Raw genomic sequence first — 24,014 nt, forward strand, 5'->3', positions numbered from 1 at the left:
GTTAAGCCTGCTGGATGCTTAAAACAGGGATCCGTATAAAAAGTTGAGGGCACTGCGTTAACAGTGCCCTCGGTTCGTTTTATAGCTGTCCCGCTACACAGTGTGCTCCCTGCTCAATCCTTGAAAACTTTTCCTGCGGCCATCCTGACCAAACCTTCCTGGTGTCATCCCGTAGCATCGTCCTGATGCGGTTCCTTAGTCTTCATGACCCGCCAACCTTCCTTTGCCGGCTCTCAATCTCCATCCTGGAGGTGTCCCTGGTTTCAATCCTGAAACATCCTGGCATCTCCTGACGCCGTCCTTCGCTCTTCACTGAGCGCATCCACTTCTTCATCCTGAAGCTGCATCTTCCTGATGCTTTCCAGCTCCGCCGTATCCCTTCCGGTGAACATAAGATCGCTTAATTATCCCGGGTTCACAAGAGCTTACTGGAAGGCTGACAGCAAATTAATGCTAAGAGTTATCCTAAAGAAAAACTAACCAATTGATCTGGATAACAATAAAATGCTACTGGCCTGCCAAGAGGGAAAAATTAAAAGCGATCTCTCACAGTCCGTGTGAGAGATCTCGCACACGGGCTGTGGTTAAATTAGCATCAAACGTCAATGCGTGGGCGCAAGGCATCGAGGAAATTGCCCAACGAAGCCGCCAGCAGGGTGCGCTTATCGCTGCCAAACTGCTCCAGCACCACGTTCCCGCTGACGTTGCACAGCGAAACCAGGGTCATTTCAGATTCGGTGGTTGCCAGGAACAGCGTCGGCAACAGTTTCAGACGTTTTTGCGTCACCAGATGGCCGATCAGGTTTTCCTGCAGGCGAATAAAATCGTCCTCGCTCCACACCTGCAACAGGGTCAAATGATGTTCGCCGAACTGCGCGCCCATATCGCCCGCGTACTGCTGGGTATAAAACAGGTTGATGTCCGGTTGCAGCCGTAGCTCAAGCGCAGTTTCTACCTTTTCCAGCGTCGCTGCCGGGGTGAACGGCTGCGGTAACCAGAGCACCTCGTCATCGCGGTTCTCTACCAGGCAAGGTGACGGCACGCCGTACAGATCCTGGCTTGCCGGCGCATGCCCGCGCTCCTGTTGCCAAAGATCAACATAGCGCTGGGTGAATTCACGCAAGGCGTGCGGTACATCGTGGTCCATATTTTTTCTCGCATACGGTAAACTGGCGACCATTGTACCTATCTATCACCAAGGTGACAGCAGATGTCCTCATATCAAGACCACCACGCCCTGTCAGAGCTGACGTTGGGCAAAGCTACCGCGTACCGCGATCGTTACGACGCCACGTTGCTGCAGGCGGTGCCGCGCAGCATGAACCGCGAACCACTGGGGTTATATCCGGACAACCTGCCGTTCCACGGTGCCGATATCTGGACGCTGTACGAACTGTCCTGGCTGAACGACAAGGGTCTGCCGCAGGTGGCGGTCGGCGAGATCAGCCTCAACGCCGACAGCATCAACCTGATTGAGTCCAAGAGCTTCAAACTTTATCTCAACAGCTTTAACCAAACGCCGTTTAGCGACTGGGAAAAGGTACGCACCACTCTGCAACGCGATCTGTCCGCCTGTGCACAGGGCGAGGTCAGCGTCACATTGTTCCGCGTGGATCAGTTGGAAGACAGCCCGATTGCCCGGTTGGACGGCGAATGCATCGATGACCAGGATATCCGCATCGATGACTACCGGTTCAACGCCGATTATCTGCAAAATGCCGCCGGCACCCAGCAGGTGGAAGAACAGTTGGTCAGCCACCTGCTGAAATCCAATTGCCTTATCACCAACCAGCCGGACTGGGGCTCAGTACAAATCCACTACCGTGGGGCGCAAATCAATCGTGAAGCACTGCTGCGCTATCTGGTGTCCTTCCGCCACCACAACGAATTCCACGAACAATGCGTCGAACGCATTTTTAACGATTTGATGCGCTACTGCCGGCCGCAGAGCCTGACGGTGTATGCTCGCTACACCCGCCGCGGCGGGTTGGACATCAATCCATGGCGCAGCAACACGGACTTTGCGCCGTCACATGGCCGCCTGGCACGCCAATAATGCGCAGCATTGCTCAACAACTGAGCTAACGAGCGGTTTGTATTGGTAAAAACCAGGGGACGGCGGTAAGGTTAAATCAGCAGCGCCGGGCATTCCGGTCGGGTTTCGCCGCCGTGCGCTAACAATAACGAGATGCTGTTCTGCTGCGTATGGATTACTACTGCCCCGTTCCGGGTGCAAAGGAGTTACCTTGATTACACACATCAGCCCGCTTGGCTCTATGGATTTGCTGTCGCAGCTGGAAGTAGACATGCTGAAGCGTACCGCCAGCAGTGATCTATACCGTTTGTTCCGCAACTGTTCGCTGGCCGTCTTGAACTCCGGCAGCCAGACCGACAACAGCAAACAGCTGCTGTCACGCTACGAAACCTTTGATATCAACGTGCTGCGCCGTGAGCGCGGCGTCAAGCTTGAACTGGTGAACCCGCCGGAAGACGCCTTTGTCGATGGCCGAATTATCCGTTCGCTGCAGGCCAACCTGTTCGCCGTGCTGCGCGACATCCTGTTTGTTCACGGGCAGATCGACAGCGCCGGCCGTTTCCAGCATTTGAATCTGGAAAACTCGGCCCATATTACCAACCTGGTGTTCTCTATCCTGCGCAATGCCCGAGCGCTGCACCTCGATGAAGATCCTAACCTGGTGGTGTGCTGGGGCGGCCATTCGATCAACGAAAACGAATACCTGTACGCCCGCAAGGTCGGCAGTCAGTTGGGCCTGCGCGAGCTGAATATCTGTACCGGTTGCGGACCGGGCGCCATGGAGGCACCGATGAAAGGCGCCGCCGTGGGCCATGCCCAACAGCGCTACCGCAACAGCCGCTTTATCGGCATGACCGAACCTTCGATCATTGCCGCCGAACCGCCAAACCCGCTGGTCAATGAGCTGGTGATCATGCCGGACATTGAAAAGCGCCTGGAGGCTTTCGTCCGTATCGCCCACGGTATCATTATCTTCCCGGGCGGCGTCGGCACGGCAGAAGAGCTGCTGTATCTGCTGGGTATCCTGATGAACCCGGAAAACAGCGAGCAGGTATTGCCGCTGATCCTCACCGGGCCAAAAGAGAGCGCCGACTACTTCCGCGTGCTGGATGAATTCATCATGAACACACTGGGTGATGAAGCGCGTCGCCACTACACCATCATCATCGACGATCCGGCGGAAGTGGCGCGTCAGATGAAAAAGGCCATGCCGCTGGTGAAAGAAAACCGCCGCAATACCGGCGATGCCTACAGCTTTAACTGGTCGATCCGCATTGCGCCGGACCTGCAATTGCCGTTTGAGCCGAGCCATGAAAATATGGCGAACCTCAACCTGTATCCGGACCAGCCGGCCGAACAGTTGGCCGCTGCGCTGCGTCGCGCGTTTTCCGGCATCGTCGCCGGCAACGTGAAGGAAAATGGCATTCATGCCATCGAGCAGTTCGGTCCGTACAAGCTGCACGGCGAACCGCAGATGATGAAACAAATGGATAGTCTGCTGCAGGGTTTTGTCGCTCAGCACCGTATGAAATTGCCGGGCAGCGCCTATGTGCCCTGTTATGAAATCGTAGCCTGATAATCCATCTTGGGCGGCCTAATCACCGCCCTTCTTTTACCTGACTTTTTCCGCCTTTACTCTATGGATTTCAAGTTGCAGCCAGGCGGCAAGCGTGCTCATCCCCCGGAGCTTACTTAGGTAAGTGATGAGGTGAGTACGTGAAGTCAACAACGCTGCAGCTTGAAAGACGACGAGCAATGCCTATACACCTACTGATTGTCGACGCCCTTAACCTTATCCGACGCATTCACGCCGTGCAGGGATCTCCCTGCGTGAATGCCTGCCAGCACGCGCTGCAACAGTTGATCCAGCACAGCCGCCCCACGCATGCAGTAGCGGTGTTCGACGAAGACGATCGCAGCGAAAGCTGGCGCCACCAAATCCTGCCCGACTATAAGGCGGGCCGTTCGCCGATGCCGGAGAATTTACAGCAGGAAATGCCGCAGCTACGTCAGGCTTTCGAAGCGCTTGGCGTCGCCTGTTGGCACTCGCCCGGCAATGAGGCGGACGATCTGGCGGCAACGCTGACGGCCAAGATCGCCGGTGGTGGCCATCAGGTGACGATTGTCTCCACCGACAAAGGCTACTGCCAACTGTTGGCACCCAGCGTGCAAATCCGCGATTACTTTCAAAAACGCTGGCTGGATATGCCGTTTGTACAGCAAGAGTTTGGGGTATCGCCGCAGCAGCTGGCAGATTATTGGGGACTGGCGGGGATCAGCAGCAGCAAAATTCCTGGCGTAGCCGGTATCGGACCGAAAACGGCGGTATTGCTGTTGCAGCAGGCAGGTTCGCTGGATGGACTGTATCAGGCCCTGGAACAGGTACCGGAGAAATGGCGCGGCAAACTTCAACAACACCGCGAAATGGCCTACGTCAGTAAAAAGGTCGCAACCCTGCGAACCGACCTGACGTTAACCGGTAACCTGCAACAACTGCGGTTACCGGTTTAACCCAGCGCGCTGTTTGACGGCGCGCTATCGATTAATCACGTTCGTCGCGGCGCCCCGCCACGGCCGACCACATGCGGCGGACGTGTACGGTAACTTCTTCACGATCGTGGTACAGCTGTTTGGCATGAATTTCTGAGCTGATACCCGCCGCATCCAAGGCTTCCTTGATCGACTGCAGGTTCTGTGAAACCTCTTCGTAGCGTTTTTTCATCGGCAGTTTCAGGTTGAAGATCGCCTCGCGGCACCAGCCTTTCACTAACCACTGGATCATCAAGCTGGTCACCTTCGCAGGTTTCTCCACCATGTCACACACCAGCCAGTAAATCTTGCTGCTGGAAGGTTCATATCTGAAACCATCGGCACGGTGATGCGTCACCTGCCCGGTATCCATCAGGCTCGGCGCCATCGGGCCATTGTCCACCGCGTGCACCATCATGCTGCGCTGCACCAGTTGATAGGTCCAACCGCCCGGACAGGCGCCCAGATCGACCGCATGCATGCCGCTGGCCAAACGTTCGTCCCACTCGTCGGCAGGAATGAACACATGGAATGCCTCTTCCAGTTTCAGCGTAGAACGGCTTGGCGCGTCGGAGGGGAACTTAAGCCGCGGGATGCCCATATAGAACGGCGAATTGTTGTTACTGAAGGAGTAACCGACATAACAGCAACCCGGCGCGATAAAGAACACGTGCACCACAGGGCGGGTCGCGTTCTCACGCGCCATCAGCACTTTCTGCTCACGCATCGCAGCGCGCAGCGGCACCGTCAGTTTGCGGCAGAACTTCATCAGCTCTTTGCTTTCGTTGGTGTCCGGTACTTCCACCCGCAGCTCACCGCCGCGATCGACCACGCCTATCAGCATGCCGACAATCGGCGACACGCGATCTTCCGGCGGCAAATCACGCAGTAACTCGCCCACCACCAGTATCTGACGCGCAAAGATCAGCTCACGGAACGGAATTTCCCGCGCCAGGCGATCGGCATCATCCGGCTGATAGCACTCGAAAAGCACATAGCCGCTGTTGTCCTTCACTCTGGCGAAGCCGAACACTTCCAGTTCGGCAGCCTTGGCGGTAATTTCCGCCGCACACTCTTTTTCAAAACCCTGACGGCAATACAACGCAAGCTTATTCATGGCGCTCGGCCTTTTTCCTCAGACGCAAAGCGCCAATCAACATCAATACCCAACCAGCCAGGAAACACACGCCGCCAATCGGCGTGATATAAACCCAGACCTTCAGGTGCGACAGCGCCAGACAGTAAAGGCTGCCGCTGAACAGTACGGTGCCGAGTGCCAAAAGCGCTCCACTCCAATAAAACCACAGGCTGACGCGGCGTTGCATCGCCACCGCCAGCGCCAGGATCGTCAGGGTATGGAACCCCTGATAGTCCAACCCGGTACGGATCCAGGCCATCTCGTTGGCACCCAGCGTACCGCTTAATACGTGTGCGCCAAACGCGCCCAGAGCAACAAATACAAAGCCGCTGATAGCGGCAAAAATCAGCATTGAACGACTGCTCATCGTTATTTACCTTTATTGAAGAAAACCGGTGGCGGTAAAACGGCGACCGGCCTTATTGTTCGTAGCGAAAGCGGAACTTTTCTTGTTCGCTGGCTGCCCGTGCCAGGATCCACTGACGAAAGGCGGCTATTTTACCCAGTTCTGCCTGGCTGTCATGACATACCAGATAAAAAGCATTTTTACTGACCAGAACGTCGTTGAACGGGCATACCAACCGCCCGGCTTCGATCTCGGTCTGCGCCATCACGTTATTGACCAGCGCAATCCCCTGCCCGTGCACCGCCGCCTGAACCACCATGGCGCTGTGGCTGAAAATCGGCCCCTGCTGCACATTAATGTGCTGCAACCCCAACTGACGCGTGTAGGCCAGCCAATCGCGGCGTGAAGTATCATGCAGTAGCGTGTGATAAGCCAGATCGCTCGTCACTTTTAACGCATGTTCCCCGGTAAGCAGGCTAGGCGAGCATACGGGCAACAGATATTCCGCGTATAAACGCTCGGCACGCAGCCCTGTCCAGTTGCCGCGGCCATAGAAAATCGCCACGTCGACGTCATCCGCCAGCTTGTCCTCTTCACGATCCACCGCCTGGATACGCACATCGATTCCCGGATAAGCTGAGTTAAAGCCGGACAGACGAGGCACCAGCCACTGAATAGCAAAACTCGGCGGCAAACTGACGGTTAATGCGCCCTTGGCGCTACGCGCCTGCAGCTTGCGTGTAGCCTCATTGATCGAGGAGAAGATTTCCTTGATATCCAGATAGTAACTTTGCCCTTCTTCCGTCAGCAACAGCGAGCGGTTGCGGCGCCGAAACAGCTTCAGGCCGAGGAAGTCCTCCAGCGACTTGATCTGGTGGCTCACCGCGGCCTGGGTGACAAACAGTTCTTCAGCCGCTTTGGTAAAACTCAGATGACGAGCAGCAGCGTCAAAGACTCGCAGTGCATTAAGAGGTGGTAAGCGTTTAGACATTTATTAGCTACTTTTGTGTAACAATATTCCGAGTGATTCGGCATAAAAAATCAGGCGGCTTTGTGTGCCGTGCAATAGGCACAGAACAGCAAGACGCTACCATTAGTTTTTTTAATCCGAGCCATTATAAATTGTCCGTTGAGCCTGCGCCAGCAAATACCTATAGTGGCGGCACTTCCCGGGCCGGAACGAAAAGGGAGTGGGTGTCGAGGACGCCGATGAACTTTTGGCTTGTGGTTGTGATGTTGTGTTTGCAAATTGTCTGGCAATCCAGACGTGGTAGCTAAGCTACTGTTTTTTCACTTCCTGTACATTTACCCTGTCTGTCCATAGTGATTTTATGCAGCACCGCAATCTTTGCGGTGCTTTTTTTTGCCCGTTTTTAACGAGGTTACTGGTCGTTTTCAACCATTTCCTTCACGTCTGAACGGTTGATCTGCTGCTCAATGCCGTTGGCATCCTTATAGCTGATCATGCCGGTGTCGTTATCCAACTGTGGTTTTCCTTTAGCGACAATGGTCCGTCCATCATTGGTCTGCATCACGTAGTTACTGGAGCAGGCGGCGAGGGTAAAAGTTAACATCAGGGCAGAGATAACTGCGGCTGTCTTCTTCATTTTGGACTCCTTGTAGTTTTAAATGCTGCGAAAACCTTTTATGTGATTTAACACCGTAGCTTAGTGCGCACATAACAGCATAACAAACTCACCTATAATTTCCAGGCGATGAATCCTAATATGCGGGATAGCTTGTCTCCGGCGATAAAATAGGACAGGATCGTTCATTGACTCAAGCCAATGACAATCAGGGTATGACACCTTTTAATCCCATCGACTTTCGAAATCAGTTTCCTGCCTTGCAGCAAGCGGGTATTTATCTCGACAGCGCCGCCACCGCGTTAAAACCTTTGACGGTCATCGCCGCTACGCAGCAATTTTATCGTGACGATGCTGCCACGGTACACCGCAGCCAGCACCGTGCCGCGCAAGATTTGACTGCGCGTTTCGAGCAGGCGCGCCAACAGGTTGCTACGCTGATCAATGCCCCTTCAGCCGATGACATTATCTGGACCCGTGGTACCACCGAAGCCATTAATTTGGTGGCACAGAGTTATGCCCGCCCTCGGCTGCAACCGGGTGACGAAATCCTGGTCAGCGAGGCCGAACATCACGCCAACCTGATCCCCTGGTTGATGGTGGCGGAGCAAACGGGTGCACGGGTGGTCAAGCTGCCGCTCGGGGCGGACCGTCTGCCGGACCTGGCCCAGTTGCCGGGGCTGCTCAACGCTAGAACCCGCCTGCTGGCGTTGGGGCAAATGTCCAACGTCACCGGCGGTTGCCCGGACTTGGCACAGGCTATCACCTTGGCCCATCGCGCCGGCGCACGCGTGATGATCGACGGCGCGCAGGGCATCGTTCACTGCCCTGCCGATGTTCAGCGGCTTAACATTGATTTCTACGCTTTCTCCGGTCATAAACTCTATGGCCCGACCGGTATCGGGGCACTGTACGGTAAAAGCGAATTATTGGCGCAGATGGCGCCCTGGCAAGGCGGCGGCAAGATGCTGACCCAGGCGTCATTCGAAGGCTTCACCCCGCAAAAACCCCCGCACTGCTTTGAAGCCGGCACGCCCAATATCGCCGGCGTGTTGGGGTTGGCCGCCGCACTGGAATGGCTCGGCAGTCAGGATATGGCGGCAGCCGAGCGCTACAGCCGTGAGCTGGCCGACAGCGCCGAACAACGGTTGGCACTCCTGCCAGGGTTCCGCAGTTTCCGTTGCTCCGGCTCCAGCCTGCTGGCATTTGATATCGCCGGTATCCATCACAGCGATATCGTCACTCTGCTGGCAGAACAGGGCATCGCCGTACGCGCCGGTCAGCACTGCGCCCAACCGCTGATGGCTGCGTTGGGGGTCAGCGGCACGCTACGCGCCTCCTTTGCGCCTTACAATACCCAGGAAGATGTTGATGCGCTGGTGACTGCCCTGCTCAACGCCATCGACCTGCTGGCCGACTAGACTGAATGAACTCCGGAGACGTTATGCTTGCTCCCCATCCCTTTGGCCGCGACATCACCGCCGAGGCGCTAATCCAAAAATTTACCGCGCTGAAACAGTGGGAAGATCGCTATCGCCAACTGATCATGTTGGCAAAACAGTTGCCGCCGCTGCCGGAAGCACTACGGGCGGAGGAAATGGAGCTGAGCGGCTGTGAGAATCGGGTCTGGTTGGGGCATCAGTTGCTGGAGGACGGCACGCTGCACTTTTACGGTGACAGCGAGGGCCGTATCGTACGCGGCCTGTTGGCCGTCATCTTGACGGCGGTAGAAGGAAAAACGCCGCAACAGATCGCGGCGATGGACCCCTTGGCGTTGTTTGATCAGTTGGCGCTACGTGCCCAGCTCAGCGCCACCCGGGCCAGCGGACTGGAAGCGCTGGCTGCCGCCGTAAAAGCGATAAGCGCCCGCTACGCCTGACGCGCGGCTTTCGCCACCATCTTCTTCAAAGCGTGGGAAACGGCGACAAAGCCAAAGGTCGCGGTAACCATGGTTGCCGCGCCGAACCCCGCACTGCAATCCATGCGTTTTGGCCCTTCTGCGGTGCTACGCGACGCGCAAACGCTGCCATCCGGCTGCGGGTAAACCAAAGGTTCGCTGGAAAACACACAGTCGATACCCAGCTTGCCCTTGCTGTTTTTGACCACGTTAAAATCATTTTTCAGCCGCTCGCGCAGCTTGGCCGCCAGCGGATCCTGAATGGTTTTCGCCAAATCGACCACCGCAATCTGGGTCGGATCGATCTGCCCGCCGGCCCCGCCCGTGGTCACCACCGGGATCTTGTAGCGACGGCAATAGGCCAGCAGCGCCGCCTTCGGCCGCACGCTGTCAATCGCGTCGATAACATAGCTGAAATGGTTATCGAGCAGTTCGGCAACGTTATCCGCAGTAATGAAATCGTCAATGCAAGTCACCCGGCACTCTGGGTTGATCGCCAGAATACGCTCCGCCATCACTTCCGTTTTTGACTGCCCAACATGCTGACGCAGCGCATGGATCTGGCGGTTGGTATTGGTGACGCAGACATCGTCCATATCAATCAGCGTTATCGCACCGATACCGGTCCGCGCCAGCGCCTCTGCGGCCCAGGAACCCACACCGCCGATGCCAATCACGCAAATGTGCGCCTGCGCAAACAGCGCCAGCGCCTGCTGACCGTACAAACGTGCCGTGCCGCCAAAACGCTGCAGGTAGGCTTCAGAATAGGCTGTGCTCATAACGCTTTAATTACCTTAACATTGCAAATGATAAGGGCCGGAAGATCCGGCCCTTCAGATTGTTGACAAAGGGGGATAAAAGCGTGGTTTTTCCCCCTTTGTGTTATCAGCCGAAAATCAATGAATTGATTTTCCTGATTTATTTTCAAAACCTGTCGCGCCTGCCGCCAAACATTATCTGTTTGTCTGCAGTCTCAAGGGCCGGAAGATCCGGCCCTTGCGGGTCAATATCGGTATCCCTGTCGCCTTTCAAGCCGCAGTTAGGCGACCCGTTTGAAATTCATAGGGTATAACGATTGCCGTTAACGGGTGACCAGCAGCGAACCGCTGGAAGCGGAGCTTGTCTGGCTGGTGAACAACGGTGCGTTAACGTTAGCGCCTTTCAGCACCCAAACGCGGCCGTAGTGGTTGTAGAAACCAGCCGAATGACCGGCATCCGGCCCGATGCCCTGGTACATATCGAAGTGCTGGCCCTTGATTGCCCCACCCACGTCCAGAGCCACCATCAGGCGCATCTCATATTTTCCCGTGAATTTACCCTTGTTGTCCAGTAGCGGCACTTCCGCCAGCAGTGTGGTCCCTGCCGGGATCAGTGAACGATCGGAAGCTACCGAGGCTTTGGCGATCAACGGCACCGCACTGGCCCCCCGCACCGGGGCAAAAGGCTCAGGACGGAAGAAAACAAAGGAAGGGTTCTGTTCCAACAGCTCACGCACTTCTGCCGGGCTGTGAGTGTCCGCCCATTTGCGGATCGCCTGCATCGACATATCTGGCTTGGCCACTTCGCCGCGATCGATCAGCACTTTGCCAATGCTGCGGTAAGCATGGCCGTTCTTGCCGCCGTAGCCGAAGAACACCAACGGCTGACCGTTGCCGTAATCCACATAGCCACTGCCCTGGACTTCCATCATAAAGTTGTCCATCAGCGAGTTGGTGTACGCCACGATATAACGGTCATCCAGTGCACCGGAGTAAATGCCCGCGCGATCGGGCAGACGGCCTTTTCCTTTTGGCGGCATGCGGTACAGCGGGTAGCGGAACTCACCCTGTTGGGTGTAACGCGCCTGCAACACCGGCGTGTAGTAACCGGTAAACTGCACGTTGCCGTAGTTGTCCACGCCTTCCATTTGATAAGCGCTGAGACCGTATTGATTCAGGGTGCTGGTATCGGCGCCGGACGCCATCCAGCTTTGTACTGCCTGGAAAGTGGTGTTGTTGCGATTAAAAAGTGAAGGAGATGCGTATTTAATCTCCATCAGTTGATCCGAGTAATCCTTGGCATTAACCGGTATGCCTTTGGCATTGGGTTTATTCACCAACTCCAGCGACTGATCCAGCTGGCCATCCTTATACTGTTGTCCCCGATCGGTCGGTTTTGACGAACAGCCTGCCAATATCGCTACCATTAACCCGCCCAGCAGGTATTTGCCCCAACGTCCTTTCATCGCGCACACTCTCAACTGATATGATCTACCGGCAGAACGATAACAAACGCCCATAGATAAAGGAATCGCCACATATAAAAAAAGCCCTTGGCCGGATAATGATGAAAAAGAACGCAAGTTGCGGACTAATTCATCAGAAAGGGTGTTTTAGTTCAATAAAATGCAAAAAGGGTTGCAACAAAACTCACGGAGAGTATAGTGCGCTTCCATCGGACGCGGGGTGGAGCAGCCTGGTAGCTCGTCGGGCTCATAACCCGAAGGTCGTCGGTTCAAATCCGGCCTCCGCAACCAACCGATACTGCAATGACAGTATCAAGTAAAGTGTTGGATTCGATGAAAAAGTATTATACGGACGCGGGGTGGAGCAGCCTGGTAGCTCGTCGGGCTCATAACCCGAAGGTCGTCGGTTCAAATCCGGCCCCCGCAACCAACCGATACTGTACCAGCGGTATCTTATGAAAGTTGGTTTTCGATAATACAAGCATTAAGACGGACGCGGGGTGGAGCAGCCTGGTAGCTCGTCGGGCTCATAACCCGAAGGTCGTCGGTTCAAATCCGGCCTCCGCAACCAATCTTAATGACTACAGATAAGCACCTTAACGGGTGTTTTTTTGTATCTGAAATCCGCGCATATCAATTTACCGCAATCGGACAAAGCCCTCTCTCGTCCCCAAATGAAACCAGGTTAGTCCCCTCTCTTAATTAATCGTCATGACTTTCGCGTTTTTGCAACCACATCGCCCCCACGGCTAGCGCAGACACTACCGCCGGCACTGCCGCAAGCAACAACAGATCGGACGCCATCCAATGACGGGCAATCAGCGCGGCGCCCAATAGTGGGCCGAGCATAGAAGCGCCCTTCCGCCGCCAATCACAAAAAAGCTGGTTATCGAGGTAATATAGGTCGCTCGCTGACGCAGGGGACTGTATTCGGCCACCAAGGTGATGCAGTTGGGTAGAACCCCCTAAGCATTCGGCGTGGGCATCAACGGCCAGCCTGGATCGGAATACGGTCTATCATTGGAAGCGCGGCAGTTCATATCCTGCCGCCTCGGCCTATCTTTATCCGCGCGCTACTGCACCACCGTTAGCGAAATACGCCTTGATCCCCGCCAGAATGGATTCCGCCACCTGCTGCTGGAAATGCGTGGTGCGCAGTTTGCGCTCTTCCTCTATGTTGCTGATAAACGCCGTCTCAACCAGGATCGAAGGGATATCCGGCGCCTTTAACACCGCAAAACCGGCCTGATCGACACGATTCTTGTGCAAACGGTTAATTTTCCCCATTCGGTTAAGAACTTCCTTACCGAATTTCAGGCTATCGTTGATGGTTGCGGTTTGCATCAGATCAAACATGGTGTGATCCAAATAGCGATCGCCGCTTTTGCTGACGCCGCCGATTTGGTCCGATTCGTTCTGGGTCTGAGCCAGGAATTTAGCGGCCGAGCTGGTAGCCCCCTTGGTCGACAGCGCAAATACCGACGACCCGCGCGCGGCACGACTGGTAAAAGCATCGGCATGGATAGACACGAACAGGTCGGCACGCTGTTTACGCGCCTTCGCCACCCTCACCTTCAGCGGAATGAAGACATCTTCATTACGCGTCATAAACACCTTCATATTCGGCTCACGCTTGATTAAGGTGCTCAGCCGACGGGCAATCTGCAATACGATGTCTTTTTCACGCGTTTTGAATTTGCCAATCGCCCCAGGATCTTCGCCGCCGTGACCGGGATCCAGCATGATGACAATCGGCCGATCGCGCCCTGCCTTACCGGCCTGCGGCGCTTCCGCCGGCAACGTCCGCTCAAGATCGCCCTTGTTGTAATCTTCCAGTAACGCCAACAGCGGATCATAGTCTTCGCCGCTGCCGCCCTTACTCGGGTACAGATCCATCACCAGACGATTGCGGTATTCCGGTACCGGCGCCAGAGTGAACATGTGTGGGGTGACGCTGCGTTTTAGCTCCAGCACTAGCCGGACGGTGTTTTGATCAAACTGGCCGACCCGCGCCTGCTTCAGGTAGGGATCGTCGGCGCGCACCTGGCCGACAATGCCTTTCAGTACGCTATTGAGCTGCACGCCTTCGATATCCACCACCACGCGATCGGGATTGGTCAACGCAAACTGTTTATATTTCAGTTCGACGTTAGATTCGAGCGTCACTCGGGTATAGGTGGAGGAAGGCCAGACACGCACGGCGATGACGTGCGAAGAAGCAGCGATGCCTACGCGACTCACACTCAGCAACCAGCTAGCGGCAACCCCCTGCAATAAACGACGGCGGCCCAGATTGTGATTTGAGTTTGGCATGCGACTCCGGCAGTGGTAACAGATTAAAACAGATGAAAAAAACACCAGTCAAACGGGAATGCCGAAAACTTTAACCAATCATTCCGGCGCTGTCATCAGAAAATCTTTTTATGGTTTTTCAATTTATTAACCATTTAGCGCCCTTGGCAGAGAAATAGAGACAATTTCCCACTTGCCATTAGGGCAAGAAAAGAATAAAAATACAAAAATATCGTATAAATATGCAAATGAGGTTTGGCCGTGAAGGAGCGTAGTACAGAGCTGGTCCAAGGATTCCGTCACTCAGTTCCCTATATCAACGCCCACCGTGGCAAGACGTTTGTCGTCATGCTTGGTGGGGAAGCCATAGAACATGAGAACTTTTCCAACATCGTCAACGATATTGGGCTGCTGCATAGCCTGGGTATTCGTTTGGTGGTGGTCTATGGCGCGCGGCCGCAGATTGACGTCAATCTGGCGCAGCATAATTATGAACCGATTTATCACAAACATACTCGCGTCACCGACGCCCATACGCTTGAGCTGGTGAAGCAGGCCGCCGGCCTGTTGCAGTTGGACATCACCGCCCGCCTGTCCATGAGCCTCAACAACACGCCGCTACAGGGCGCGCATATCAACGTGGTCAGCGGGAACTTTATCATTGCCCAGCCGCTGGGTATCGATGACGGCGTGGACTACTGCCACAGCGGGCGAATTCGCCGTATTGACGAAGAGGCCATTCACCGTCAGCTCGACAGCAATGCTATCGTGCTGATTGGCCCGGTCGCCGTTTCGGTGACCGGCGAAAGCTTCAACCTGACGTCAGAAGAAGTGGCGACCCAGTTGGCGATCAAGCTGAAAGCTGAAAAAATGATCGGCTTCTGTTCCTCGCAAGGGGTGACCAATCAGGAAGGCAATATCATCTCCGAACTGTTCCCCAACGACGCGCAAAAACGCATCGAAGAACGGGAAGAGAACGGCGATTACCATTCCGGCACCGTGCGCTTCCTGCGCGGTGCGGTTAAAGCCTGCCGCAGCGGCGTGCGCCGCAGCCACCTGATCAGCTATCAGGAGGACGGGGCGCTGGTGCAGGAACTGTTCTCACGCGATGGTATCGGTACCCAGATCGTGATGGAGAGTGCGGAACAGGTACGCCGGGCGACGATTAACGATATCGGCGGCATCCTCGAACTGATCCGTCCGCTTGAGCAACAGGGTATTTTGGTTCGCCGCTCACGTGAGCAACTGGAAATGGAGATCGACAAGTTCACCATTATCGAGCGCGATAACCTGACCATCGCCTGCGCGGCGCTGTATCCGTTCCCGGAAGAGAAAATCGGTGAGATGGCCTGCGTGGCGGTTCACCCGGACTACCGTAGCTCGTCACGGGGCGAAATGCTGTTGCAGCGGGTGGAGAGCCAGGCGCGCCAGATGGGCCTGCGTAAACTGTTCGTATTGACCACGCGCAGCATCCACTGGTTCCAGGAGCGCGGTTTTACCCCGGCGGAAGTCGACGTGCTGCCAATGCAAAAACAGGCGCTGTACAACTATCAACGCCGTTCCAAAATTCTGCTGGCCGATTTGTGATCTTGGGCGGGCGCAGTCTGTGAACTGCGCCCCAACCTTTTCCCTTACGCCGTTATCTGCAACCGCTCCGCCAACCCACTGCGGCGTTGAGTCGGGGTGCGGATCGCCCGTAGCAAAACGGCTTCGGTGGCATACAGCGAAAGCTGCCTGCGCGCACGGGTGATCGCGGTATACACCAGTTCGCGGGTCAGCACCGGCAGGAAATGATTGGGCAACACCAGCACCGTATGGTCAAACTCTGATCCCTGCGACTTGTGCACCGTCATCGCATAAGCGGTTTCATGCGCCGGTAAACGGCTCGGCTGCACCGACTTAATGCTGCCATCCGGCAGTTGGAAATGAACGCGGAGCTCGCCGCTCTCGTCCCGCAAGGCAATGCCGATATCACCGTTAAACAACCCCAGCGCACTGTCATTGCGCCCAATCATCACGGGGCGACCTGAATACCAGCGCCCTGCAGCCCCCGGTTTACGCTGGATCAGCCCGGCACGCTGCAGCCCCGTTTCGATACGCTCATTCAACCCGGCAATACCAAATGGCCCCTCTCGTAGCGCACATAACACCTGGAAATGACCAAACGCCGCCAGTATCGCCACTGCATCGGCACCGGTTGCCACCTGACGTAAATAATCGCGATAACCCGCCACGCAGGCATCCAACAATGCCTGATAGTCTTGCGTTTCCGCCAACGGATACCCCGTAACGTCACTGAAGTTTCCGCTGAGCGCCCAAGCCGCCTGCTTTCCATCCCCGGCATTCACCGCAAAAGCCAGTTGGCCAATGCCCGAGTTAGCATCAAAACGATAGCTTTTGCGCAGCAGGCACAGGCTGTCGCGCACTGCCGCCTCGGCCTCGGCACTTTGCCCCTTAAGCCGGCAGCCGGTCAGACGCGAGAGCTGTTCTGCCCGTGCCACGCTGTAACCTTGCTCGGCAAAGCGGCAGATATCCCCCAGCACCGCACCAGCCTCAACCGAAGCCAATTGATCGCGATCGCCCAGGAAAATCACCCGCGCCTGGGCCGGCAGTGCGGCAATCAAGCGCGCCATCATCGGCAGGTCGACCATCGAGGCCTCATCGACCACCAGTACATCCAGATGTAACGGATTGCCACGGTGATAGCGCATGCGCTGGCTGTTGGGCTGAGCGCCTAACAAACGGTGAAGGGTGGAAGCTTCAGTAGGGAACAATGCACGTTGCTCGGGTGTTAACGTCAGTTGCCTGCCGGCACTGCCTAAGGATTCGGTCAAACGTGCAGCCGCTTTACCGGTGGGAGCCGCCAACTGAATGCGCAAACGTCGGCCCTCAGCCAGTTGCACCAGTGCAGCCAGCAGTTTGGCCACGGTGGTGGTCTTGCCGGTACCCGGCCCGCCGGAAATGACGGCAATGCGTCGCGTGGCAGCTACCGCGGCGGCAATTTTTTGCCAGTCCGGTTCGTCGGTCGCTTCGCCAAACAACCGGTCGAGAATGGCACGTAATTCGGCTTCTTCCACCGCCTGATGGAGGCTGTCACCGCTGATAAATTCGGCAACCTCGCCTTCGTTCTGCCACATTCGCTGCAGGTACAAACGCTGCTGTTGCAACACCATCGGCATCGCCGTGCTGCCGTCGCCAACCGCAGCACTGGCCGCCAGGCGTTGCTGCCAACTGGCTACATCCAGCCTTCCCGCCGCCACCCATGCGGCCTGCGCCAGCTCCGGCTGGCGCCCGTCAAAAAGATTCTCCGGCAACAACTGTTCCAGCATCAGGCAAACATGACCGGCTCCGGCCTCGGCACTGAGACAGGCAGCAGCCAACAAAATATCAGGCTCGTCCCCCCCAGCCACCACGCGGGCAAACTGCAGATCCAGCGGGCGCAACACGCCGAGCGCCTGCGCCTGCTCCAGTAGAGCGATCATGACTCATCCTCCGCCATAATGGCCTCGCCGCTGAACAACCTGTCCATGCCTTCGACTAACGCTTGCTCTGGCCGACAGGCGAAGATGCCATTGCCTGGATGCTGTGCATCAACCCCACGCAGGAACAGATAAATCACCCCACCGAAGTGCTGCTGATAGTCATAATCCACCAGCCTATGGCGAAGATAGCGGTGCAGTGCCAGGGTATATAACTGATATTGCAGATCGTAACGGTGTTCCGCCATCGCCTGCTCCATCGCCGGCCGGGTATAGGCGCTGCTGTCCTCTCCCAACCAGTTGGATTTGTAATCCAGCAGGTAGTATTTCCCCTGCCAGCAGAACACCAGGTCGATAAACCCTTTCAACATCCCCTGCACCTGTTGGAAATCCAGTGGCGGACAGCGGGCTGAGAGCGGATCGTAATTTTTCACCAATTTATCCAGCTCACGCGCTTGCAACAGCTTGTCGATCGGCAGATAAAACTGCAGTTCGGCTTGCTTGTGCTGCGGCGCCAGCGCCGACAGCACGACACCGGCATCATTGAGCGGAGTGTTCAACAGCACCTGCATCCACGCCAGCAGTATCGGTTGCCAATGCTCGGCAAAACCTTGCTGTTGCAGTTGCTCGAGCAACCACGGCTCATCGAGGGGTTGGGTAAAATCGAGCGTTTCGAACAGGCTGTGCAGGAAAGTCCCCGGGGTAGCGCCCCGCGGGAATGTATGCGGTGTGAGTGCTGGCTCACTGTCCTGCGCTTGCTCTCCGGCGGCATCAACATCCAGCCGCGGCAACAAATCCTGCATCAGGCCCACACCGTGCTGTTGCAGACCGGTATAACTGGTCACTCGCCAAAAATCCTGCACCTGACGTGAAAAACCTTTCGCGGCCAGTTCGCTCAAGACCGGGGTTTGCGGCAGCCAGGGCTGCTCATCCAGCGTATCGACCAGCGACAGCGCAACGCCGTCCCCGGCAAGCTGTTGCAGGCATTGCTGAAGATAGACCGCATCGCCGGCTTGACCGGCCTGCACCAGATACCCCAGCGCACTGCGGTGTAAATCGGTATCGCCCTGCTTCTTGCGGGTGCCCTGAATCAACGGCGCAATACCTATGCTGCAGTGGTAAACCGAACGGGTCAGCGCCACATACAGCAGGCGTAAATCTTCCGCCAGCCGCTCTTCCTCCGCCCATTCGATACTTTCTTCATCAGCATTGAGATCCAGCAAAGCCTGAAAACTCTGACGATCGTGGTACAACACCTGCTGCTGCTGGCGAAAATTGCCGACGAACGGCAACCACACCAGATCAAACTCCAGCCCTTTGGATTTATGGATGGTGATCACCTGCACCAAGTGCCGATCGCTTTCCAGGCGTAACTGCTGGTTGTCAGACTGGCGATTGGGTTGGGCGATTTGCTGTGCCAGCCAACGGACCAGCGCATGCTCGCTGTCGAGCTGTGCAGAGGCTTCCTGCAACAGTTCCCCCAAATGCATAACATCGGTCAATCGGCGCTCACCGCCGAGACTGGCCAGCAGGTTTTCAGCCAAATGGCGTTGCTTCATGACCTCACGCAGCATCGGCAATACGCCCCTGCGCAGCCAGAGCGTGCGATAGTCGTCAAACTCATTGACCAGCGCATCCCAGGCACGCTCATCCTGATTCAAACCGTCGAGCGCCGGTGCGTCCAATCCCATCAATCCGGTCGCCATGGCGCTGCGCAGCGTGCGTTCCTGCTCCGGTGCCAATACGGCCTGCAGCAACCACAGCAAGTCTTTGGCCTCCGGCGTATCAAACACGCTGTCACGGTTGGACAAATAAACCGAAGGAATGGCCAGCGCACTAAGCGCATCGCGCACTAACGCCGCTTCATTGCGGCTGCGCACCAGCACGGTAATGTCCGACGCCTGCACCGCACGCCGCTCATCGCCATCCACCAGCCAGGCCTGCTGCTGTTGCCCGGCACTGAGCCAATCGCGTATTTGCGTGGCGCACAGGCGTGCCATCAATTGTTGGTACTCACTAACACCCACGCCATCCCCTTGCTGCAGCCAAAACTGCATCGCCGGCTGCGGACGGTTTTGCAGTTCAAACGCCAGCCCACGGTTTTTCCCGGCGGCGGCGACCTCAATAAAGGGAATTTGGCCGAACAAAAAGGGTTTTTCCACCTGAGCAAACAGATGGTTAACGCTGCCGACCATTGCCGGTGACGAGCGCCAGTTGGTTTCGAGCGTGTAGTGGGCGCTTACCTCTGAGCGGGCGCGCATATAGGTAAAGATGTCGGCACCGCGGAAGGCGTAAATCGCCTGTTTCGGATCACCGATCAGCAGCAGACCACATTCCGGCCGGCCGACATAGAGCTTTTGGAAGATACGGTATTGCTGTGGGTCGGTATCCTGAAACTCATCAATCATTGCCACCGGGTAACGCTGACGGATCGCCTGCGCTAATCGATCGCCACCTTCGCTGCGCAGTGCGTTATCCAAACGGCTTAACAGATCGTCAAAACCCAGTTCGGCACGTTGGCGTTTTTCCTGCTGAATGGAGAGGCGTATCTCGCTCAGCGCCCGCGCCATAATCAAATCACGCAGCGTCAGCGGCTCATCAAACAGGTCGTCGATAGCCACAAACAGCGGATGACGCGGCGGTTCGCCTTTTTTGGTTTTATCCAACAACACCGACTGGCGGAACTTATCCAGCTCTTTCGGTAGCTGGTAGTCCTGTGTTTCCAGCACCACCCATTCGCCCACCTTATGCAACCAGTTGGGCAAGTGTTTGCTGCTGTAACTGCGCTTATCAACGCCGGACTGGCTGATTAACGCTTCCAAATCACCGGCTGCCGCCACCCACTGGGCTTTAATGGCGTCAATGCGCGCCACGATTTGCTCATGGCGCATCAGCACCGTTTCTTCATCTTTCGGCGGTCGTCGCAGCAACGGCGCTTCGCCGTGCAGATAGCCGGAAAGATCGGCCAGCAGCGCTTCCGGGCCGCTCCACTCCTGGCTTACCGCCCGAGCCACGCCCAGCGGCAACGGATAACAATGGCGACGCCAAAAATCCGCGCAGGCCTGGCGGCGCAATGGCAACTCATCCTGCACCAGGGTCTGCTCAAACAAAATGCCGGACTCGAAGGCATTGTGGGTCAGCATACGCTGACAAAAACCGTGGATGGTGTATATCGCCGCTTCGTCCATCTGCCGCTCGGCAGCCAGCAGCTGTGCGGCGGCATCGGGCAGATTTTTAATCTCCGCCATCAGCGAGGTAAATAACGGATCCTTGCTGCTGCCACGGACGCAGGCAATACGCAACCCATGGATATTACTGCGAATACGCCCACGCAACTCCTCGGTGGCAGCCTCGGTAAAGGTCACCACCAGGATCTCCTCTACCGTCAGCGGCCGGGGAAAGGCCGCCTCCTGGCCGAGACCAAGCAGCAGGCGCAGATACAATGCCCCGATGGTAAAGGTCTTGCCGGTCCCCGCCGAGGCTTCTATCAGCCGTTCGCCAAACAGCGGCAACGTTAGCGGATCAAGCCGCTGCGGGGCAGTCTCTGTCATGGCGTTGCGACCTTACGCGGTAGGGTTTGCTGCAATGCTGAGGCATCAGGATAGGTCACCCACTCCGGCTGCACGGCATAATCCGCCTTATCCTGGCCGCTGCCGCTCACCTGTGACAACACCGCCAGCCCCTGCGGCTGGATCACCGCCTGGTGGAAATAGTCCGCCAATGTGGTCGGCGTCAACTGCTTGATTTTCTCAATCAGCTTATGGCGGGTATCGAACGCGAAATTGCCGCGATCGAAATCATTGGCAAAGCGCCCGGCTTCTTCGCTCAGGGTTTGCGGGCGCTGTTTCAGTTCGTTGATCATCGCCTGCTTGTACTGTTCGAAGTCTGCCTCTTTCATCTCACGCAGGCGTTTTTCCGTTTTCGGGTAGAAGTCCTGATAGCGCTGGTACAGATACGCCGGCTGTTTGCTGTTGCTTTGCAGCAGGAAACCAATCCCCCACTGACGGCCCACGGACATCGGGAAAGCAAACACCGCATAGCCCAATTGTTCCTGGGTACGCAATTGGCTGTAGAACCATGGCTGAATAATCTGGCCCAGCAGTGAGCTGTATGCCATGCCGGTCACTTCGTCATAGCCGGTCGGCACATAGACCGCAGCCAGCGCCGAATCGGTGCTGCTACCGGCCCGCTGCAGGTTGGCCAACTGTGTTTTAGCCACTTCGACGTCTTCGCCGTGCCACCATTCAATGCCGGTGCAACCCAAGCGGTGTTTCAGCGTTGAGGCCAGAGTGTCCACCTGCTGCTTGCTCATATTGCCCACCACCAGTAACTCCGGCGTCGCATCAGCCAGCAGGCTGTCGCGGTAGGCCAACACGTCTTTCAGCGTCAGGGTTTTCAACACCTCACGACGCTCGCTGCGTTCGGAGTACGGCACGCGAGAAACCATCTGCACGGGCTGAATGGCCAGTTCGAAGGCTTTGCCCTTCTCTGCGGAATCCAACTGCTCCAAATACCAGGATTTGGCCTGCGCCAGTTGGTCTTCGGTCGGCGTGAAGCTGGAGTATCCCTCGATCAGCGAAGTCAGCAATTGCGGCAGCCGCTGGGTAAAGCCGTTGGCGTTGAATTCCAGGCCGTTGTTCGGCGAGGTAGAGAAACTCAGCCCGCCCACCGAGGCCTGATAACTCAGTTGATCCAGCGAAATGCCCGCCAGGTAGTCAGTCAACGAGAACAGCACCTGATTGCGCGCTGAATCCATGGTTTTTGCATTGCGGAACGCCACTGTGACGTCGGCTTTAGGCTCATCGGCAAAGTAACGGCTCGGCATATACAACACGCGCAGGCCCGGTTGGTCGACCACCATCTCCGGTTTTTTGAACTCGTGCGAAGGTTTGGTCAGGCTGAAATCATCAGGAATATACGGGTTCAATGCCGGCAACGACAGGCTGATCCCCTTGCCCAATTGCTGCCACTGTTCAAAGCGTTGCGGCGTGATTTTATCGACCTGATAAGGCGCATTGACGAAGTAAGCCATTTTGTTATGCGGCTCATTCGGGCTGACAAACCAGATACGCGCGTTTTGCGGCGTCATGGCGTCCAGGCGCGCGGCAATGGCCTTGGCGTCATAGCGGTCGGCCAGGTATGGCGCGTCCAGCGTATGTTCGACCGGCACGCGCAGCATGGTATCCACCAGCCATTCGATGTAGTCCATATCACGGGTGATCGATGGATAACGGAAATCCAGGTTCAGTACGTGGGAGATCTCATCAAAATAGCTTTGTTTGATGCCTTCGCTGCGCAACATTTTCAGGTAATTGAAGATGGCGGCGACCACTTCGTCACGTTTGGCCAGGCCTTTATCGGTCAGCGAGACGCTGATCGAGAAGACGCCACCGTTGCGATCCACCATAGGATCGGCCCCGGCGTTGATTGCATCCGCCAGCCCCTGCTTTTGCAGCCAGTCCGACAACGTGTTTTGGCTACGGTTGCCAATCAGATAACTGATATAGGTGTCAGTCTTGCTGCGGAATTCAGCGCTGTTGTTGTCGATGCGGAACTCGACCTTCAGCTGCTTGCGTGGCTGGGCCGGCACATAGTGAATAATGATGCCCTGCTGCTCAGGCGTGACGGCCGGGACGGTTATCGGCGGTACGCCGGCATCATGGTTAGGCACACGGCCAAAGGTTTTGGCCGCCAGTTCGGCCAGTTCCGGCAAGGGTTGGTTGCTGTACAACACGCCCATCATCAGATTGGCAGAATAATAGCGTTGGTAGAATGCCGTCAGTTCGTCGTGCAGTTTGCTACCGGGTTTGTCTTTCAGGGTATCGAGGTTACCGCCGGAGAAACGTGCGCTCGGGTGAGCCGGGTTCAGCGTTTCCGCCCCGACCTGCGCCATACGCATCCCGTCACGCGAACGCGCCATCGTCAGTTCGGCATTGACTGCGTTACGTTCACGATCGGCATTGCCCGGATCCAACAGCGGTTCGGCGATGGCATCCGCCATGCGGTCTACCGCCGGGGCCAGTGCATCGTTTTCCACTTCCAGATAAAACGCGGTGCGGTAAGAGGCAGTGCTGGCGTTATGGCTGCCACCGTGTTTTTTCAGGAATTCCGACAGGTTTTCCGGCTGTGGGTAGCGCTTGGATCCCATCAGCACCATGTGCTCCAGGTAGTGCGCCAAGCCCAACTGGCTGTTCGGATCCTCCAGCGAGCCTACCGGCAGCGCCAGCGCCGCCAGCGATTTAGGCGCCTGAGGATCGGAAACCAGCAGCACGGTCATGCCGTTAGCCAATTTGATCGCCTGATACTGACGCGGATCGTGGTCGCTTTTGTTGATCTTCTCCGCCAGCGGTTGCCATCCTTGTGCGGCCCAGCTCAACGGCGCAAAAAACATAACCAATAATACTAACCCGGTGAGGCGGGCCAACTGTCTGCGCATATCCAAAATGAACCCCTATTCTGACGCCGTCGCGCCACATCCCTGACGTTGA

The 24,014-nt window shown here is 56.4% G+C and carries 18 protein-coding genes and 3 tRNA genes; 9 read left to right on the forward strand and 12 right to left on the reverse strand.

Features of this window, described 5'->3' with window-relative positions; genetic code table 11:
* Positions 1-595 precede the first annotated feature (595 nt).
* Positions 596-1,147, reverse strand: coding sequence for a SecY-interacting protein (gene syd / locus ACGS9J_RS20230; RefSeq protein WP_442232564.1), 552 nt, complete (start codon positions 1,145-1,147; stop codon positions 596-598).
* A 63-nt stretch (positions 1,148-1,210) separates the two neighbouring features.
* Between syd and queF the strand changes: the two genes are divergently transcribed.
* The 3 genes from queF to xni all read left to right on the forward strand — a co-directional run bounded on the left by queF (position 1,211) and on the right by xni (position 4,546).
* Positions 1,211-2,056: an NADPH-dependent 7-cyano-7-deazaguanine reductase QueF gene (gene queF / locus ACGS9J_RS20235; RefSeq protein ID WP_442232565.1), complete on the forward strand. Its 846-nt coding sequence runs from the start codon at positions 1,211-1,213 to the stop codon at positions 2,054-2,056.
* Between the two features lie 190 nt (positions 2,057-2,246).
* Positions 2,247-3,611, forward strand: a complete 1,365-nt coding sequence (gene ppnN / locus ACGS9J_RS20240; RefSeq protein WP_004952240.1) for a nucleotide 5'-monophosphate nucleosidase PpnN — start codon at positions 2,247-2,249, stop codon at positions 3,609-3,611.
* Positions 3,612-3,790: 179 nt separating this feature from the next.
* Positions 3,791-4,546 (forward strand): flap endonuclease Xni, encoded by a 756-nt coding sequence (gene xni, locus ACGS9J_RS20245; protein ID WP_442232566.1) that lies wholly within the window; start codon positions 3,791-3,793, stop codon positions 4,544-4,546.
* A gap of 31 nt (positions 4,547-4,577) precedes the next feature.
* On the opposite strand, the gene rlmM is transcribed toward xni, so the two are convergent.
* From rlmM to ACGS9J_RS20265, 4 genes are all read right to left on the reverse strand, one after another.
* A complete protein-coding gene (gene rlmM / locus ACGS9J_RS20250; RefSeq protein WP_442232567.1) occupies positions 4,578-5,681 on the reverse strand; it encodes a 23S rRNA (cytidine(2498)-2'-O)-methyltransferase RlmM in 1,104 nt (367 codons plus the stop codon).
* On the reverse strand, positions 5,674-6,069 hold the full coding sequence (locus tag ACGS9J_RS20255) for a DUF423 domain-containing protein (protein ID WP_156033854.1): 396 nt from the start codon (positions 6,067-6,069) through the stop codon (positions 5,674-5,676). The genes rlmM and ACGS9J_RS20255 overlap by 8 nt, the downstream gene beginning before the upstream one ends.
* A 52-nt stretch (positions 6,070-6,121) precedes the next feature.
* Positions 6,122-7,039, reverse strand: a complete 918-nt coding sequence (locus ACGS9J_RS20260; RefSeq protein ID WP_020828381.1) for a transcriptional regulator GcvA — start codon at positions 7,037-7,039, stop codon at positions 6,122-6,124.
* 391 nt (positions 7,040-7,430) lie between these two features.
* Positions 7,431-7,655, reverse strand: coding sequence for a YgdI/YgdR family lipoprotein (locus ACGS9J_RS20265; protein WP_442232568.1), 225 nt, complete (start codon positions 7,653-7,655; stop codon positions 7,431-7,433).
* 194 nt (positions 7,656-7,849) lie between these two features.
* On the opposite strand from ACGS9J_RS20265, the gene csdA reads away from it, so the two are divergent.
* Both csdA and csdE read left to right on the forward strand, forming a co-directional pair.
* Positions 7,850-9,055 carry a cysteine desulfurase CsdA gene (csdA, locus tag ACGS9J_RS20270; protein WP_442232687.1) on the forward strand — a complete coding sequence of 402 codons (1,206 nt, stop codon included), beginning with the start codon at positions 7,850-7,852 and terminating at the stop codon, positions 9,053-9,055.
* Between the two features lie 23 nt (positions 9,056-9,078).
* Positions 9,079-9,513: a cysteine desulfurase sulfur acceptor subunit CsdE gene (gene csdE / locus ACGS9J_RS20275; RefSeq protein ID WP_442232569.1), complete on the forward strand. Its 435-nt coding sequence runs from the start codon at positions 9,079-9,081 to the stop codon at positions 9,511-9,513.
* Here csdE and tcdA read toward each other — a convergent pair.
* Positions 9,504-10,310: a tRNA cyclic N6-threonylcarbamoyladenosine(37) synthase TcdA gene (gene tcdA, locus ACGS9J_RS20280; protein WP_262241021.1), complete on the reverse strand. Its 807-nt coding sequence runs from the start codon at positions 10,308-10,310 to the stop codon at positions 9,504-9,506. The genes csdE and tcdA overlap by 10 nt on opposite strands.
* A 302-nt stretch (positions 10,311-10,612) precedes the next feature.
* Positions 10,613-11,755 carry a murein transglycosylase A gene (gene mltA / locus ACGS9J_RS20285; RefSeq protein WP_442232570.1) on the reverse strand — a complete coding sequence of 381 codons (1,143 nt, stop codon included), beginning with the start codon at positions 11,753-11,755 and terminating at the stop codon, positions 10,613-10,615.
* Between the two features lie 214 nt (positions 11,756-11,969).
* Between mltA and ACGS9J_RS20290 the strand changes: the two genes are divergently transcribed.
* From ACGS9J_RS20290 to ACGS9J_RS20300, 3 genes are all read left to right on the forward strand, one after another.
* A tRNA-Met gene (locus ACGS9J_RS20290) sits at positions 11,970-12,046 on the forward strand.
* 62 nt (positions 12,047-12,108) lie between these two features.
* Positions 12,109-12,185, forward strand: a tRNA-Met gene (locus ACGS9J_RS20295).
* A 64-nt stretch (positions 12,186-12,249) separates the two neighbouring features.
* Positions 12,250-12,326, forward strand: a tRNA-Met gene (locus ACGS9J_RS20300).
* Positions 12,327-12,457: 131 nt separating this feature from the next.
* Here the strand turns inward: ACGS9J_RS20300 and ACGS9J_RS20305 are convergent.
* Together ACGS9J_RS20305 and amiC are read right to left on the reverse strand one after the other, a co-directional pair.
* Positions 12,458-12,604, reverse strand: coding sequence for a hypothetical protein (locus ACGS9J_RS20305; protein ID WP_442232571.1), 147 nt, complete (start codon positions 12,602-12,604; stop codon positions 12,458-12,460).
* A gap of 213 nt (positions 12,605-12,817) precedes the next feature.
* Positions 12,818-14,068, reverse strand: a complete 1,251-nt coding sequence (gene amiC, locus ACGS9J_RS20310; RefSeq protein ID WP_442232572.1) for an N-acetylmuramoyl-L-alanine amidase AmiC — start codon at positions 14,066-14,068, stop codon at positions 12,818-12,820.
* A 240-nt stretch (positions 14,069-14,308) separates the two neighbouring features.
* Between amiC and argA the strand changes: the two genes are divergently transcribed.
* On the forward strand, positions 14,309-15,634 hold the full coding sequence (gene argA / locus ACGS9J_RS20315; protein ID WP_442232573.1) for an amino-acid N-acetyltransferase: 1,326 nt from the start codon (positions 14,309-14,311) through the stop codon (positions 15,632-15,634).
* A 44-nt stretch (positions 15,635-15,678) separates the two neighbouring features.
* Here argA and recD read toward each other — a convergent pair whose 3' ends face one another.
* Genes recD through ptrA form a run of 3 tightly spaced genes read right to left on the reverse strand, consistent with a single transcriptional unit; the run spans position 15,679 to position 23,962 of the window.
* On the reverse strand, positions 15,679-17,529 hold the full coding sequence (recD, locus tag ACGS9J_RS20320; RefSeq protein ID WP_442232574.1) for an exodeoxyribonuclease V subunit alpha: 1,851 nt from the start codon (positions 17,527-17,529) through the stop codon (positions 15,679-15,681).
* Complete coding sequence (recB, locus tag ACGS9J_RS20325; protein ID WP_442232575.1) at positions 17,526-21,077, reverse strand: exodeoxyribonuclease V subunit beta; 3,552 nt, start codon at positions 21,075-21,077, stop codon at positions 17,526-17,528. Before recB ends, recD begins: the two co-directional genes overlap by 4 nt.
* Positions 21,074-23,962 (reverse strand): pitrilysin, encoded by a 2,889-nt coding sequence (ptrA, locus tag ACGS9J_RS20330; RefSeq protein WP_442232688.1) that lies wholly within the window; start codon positions 23,960-23,962, stop codon positions 21,074-21,076. Before ptrA ends, recB begins: the two co-directional genes overlap by 4 nt.
* Positions 23,963-24,014 lie beyond the last annotated feature (52 nt).

It is taken from the genome of Serratia quinivorans (genome assembly GCF_052113645.1).
In the GTDB taxonomy this organism is placed as follows: Bacteria; Pseudomonadota; Gammaproteobacteria; order Enterobacterales; family Enterobacteriaceae; genus Serratia; species Serratia quinivorans_B.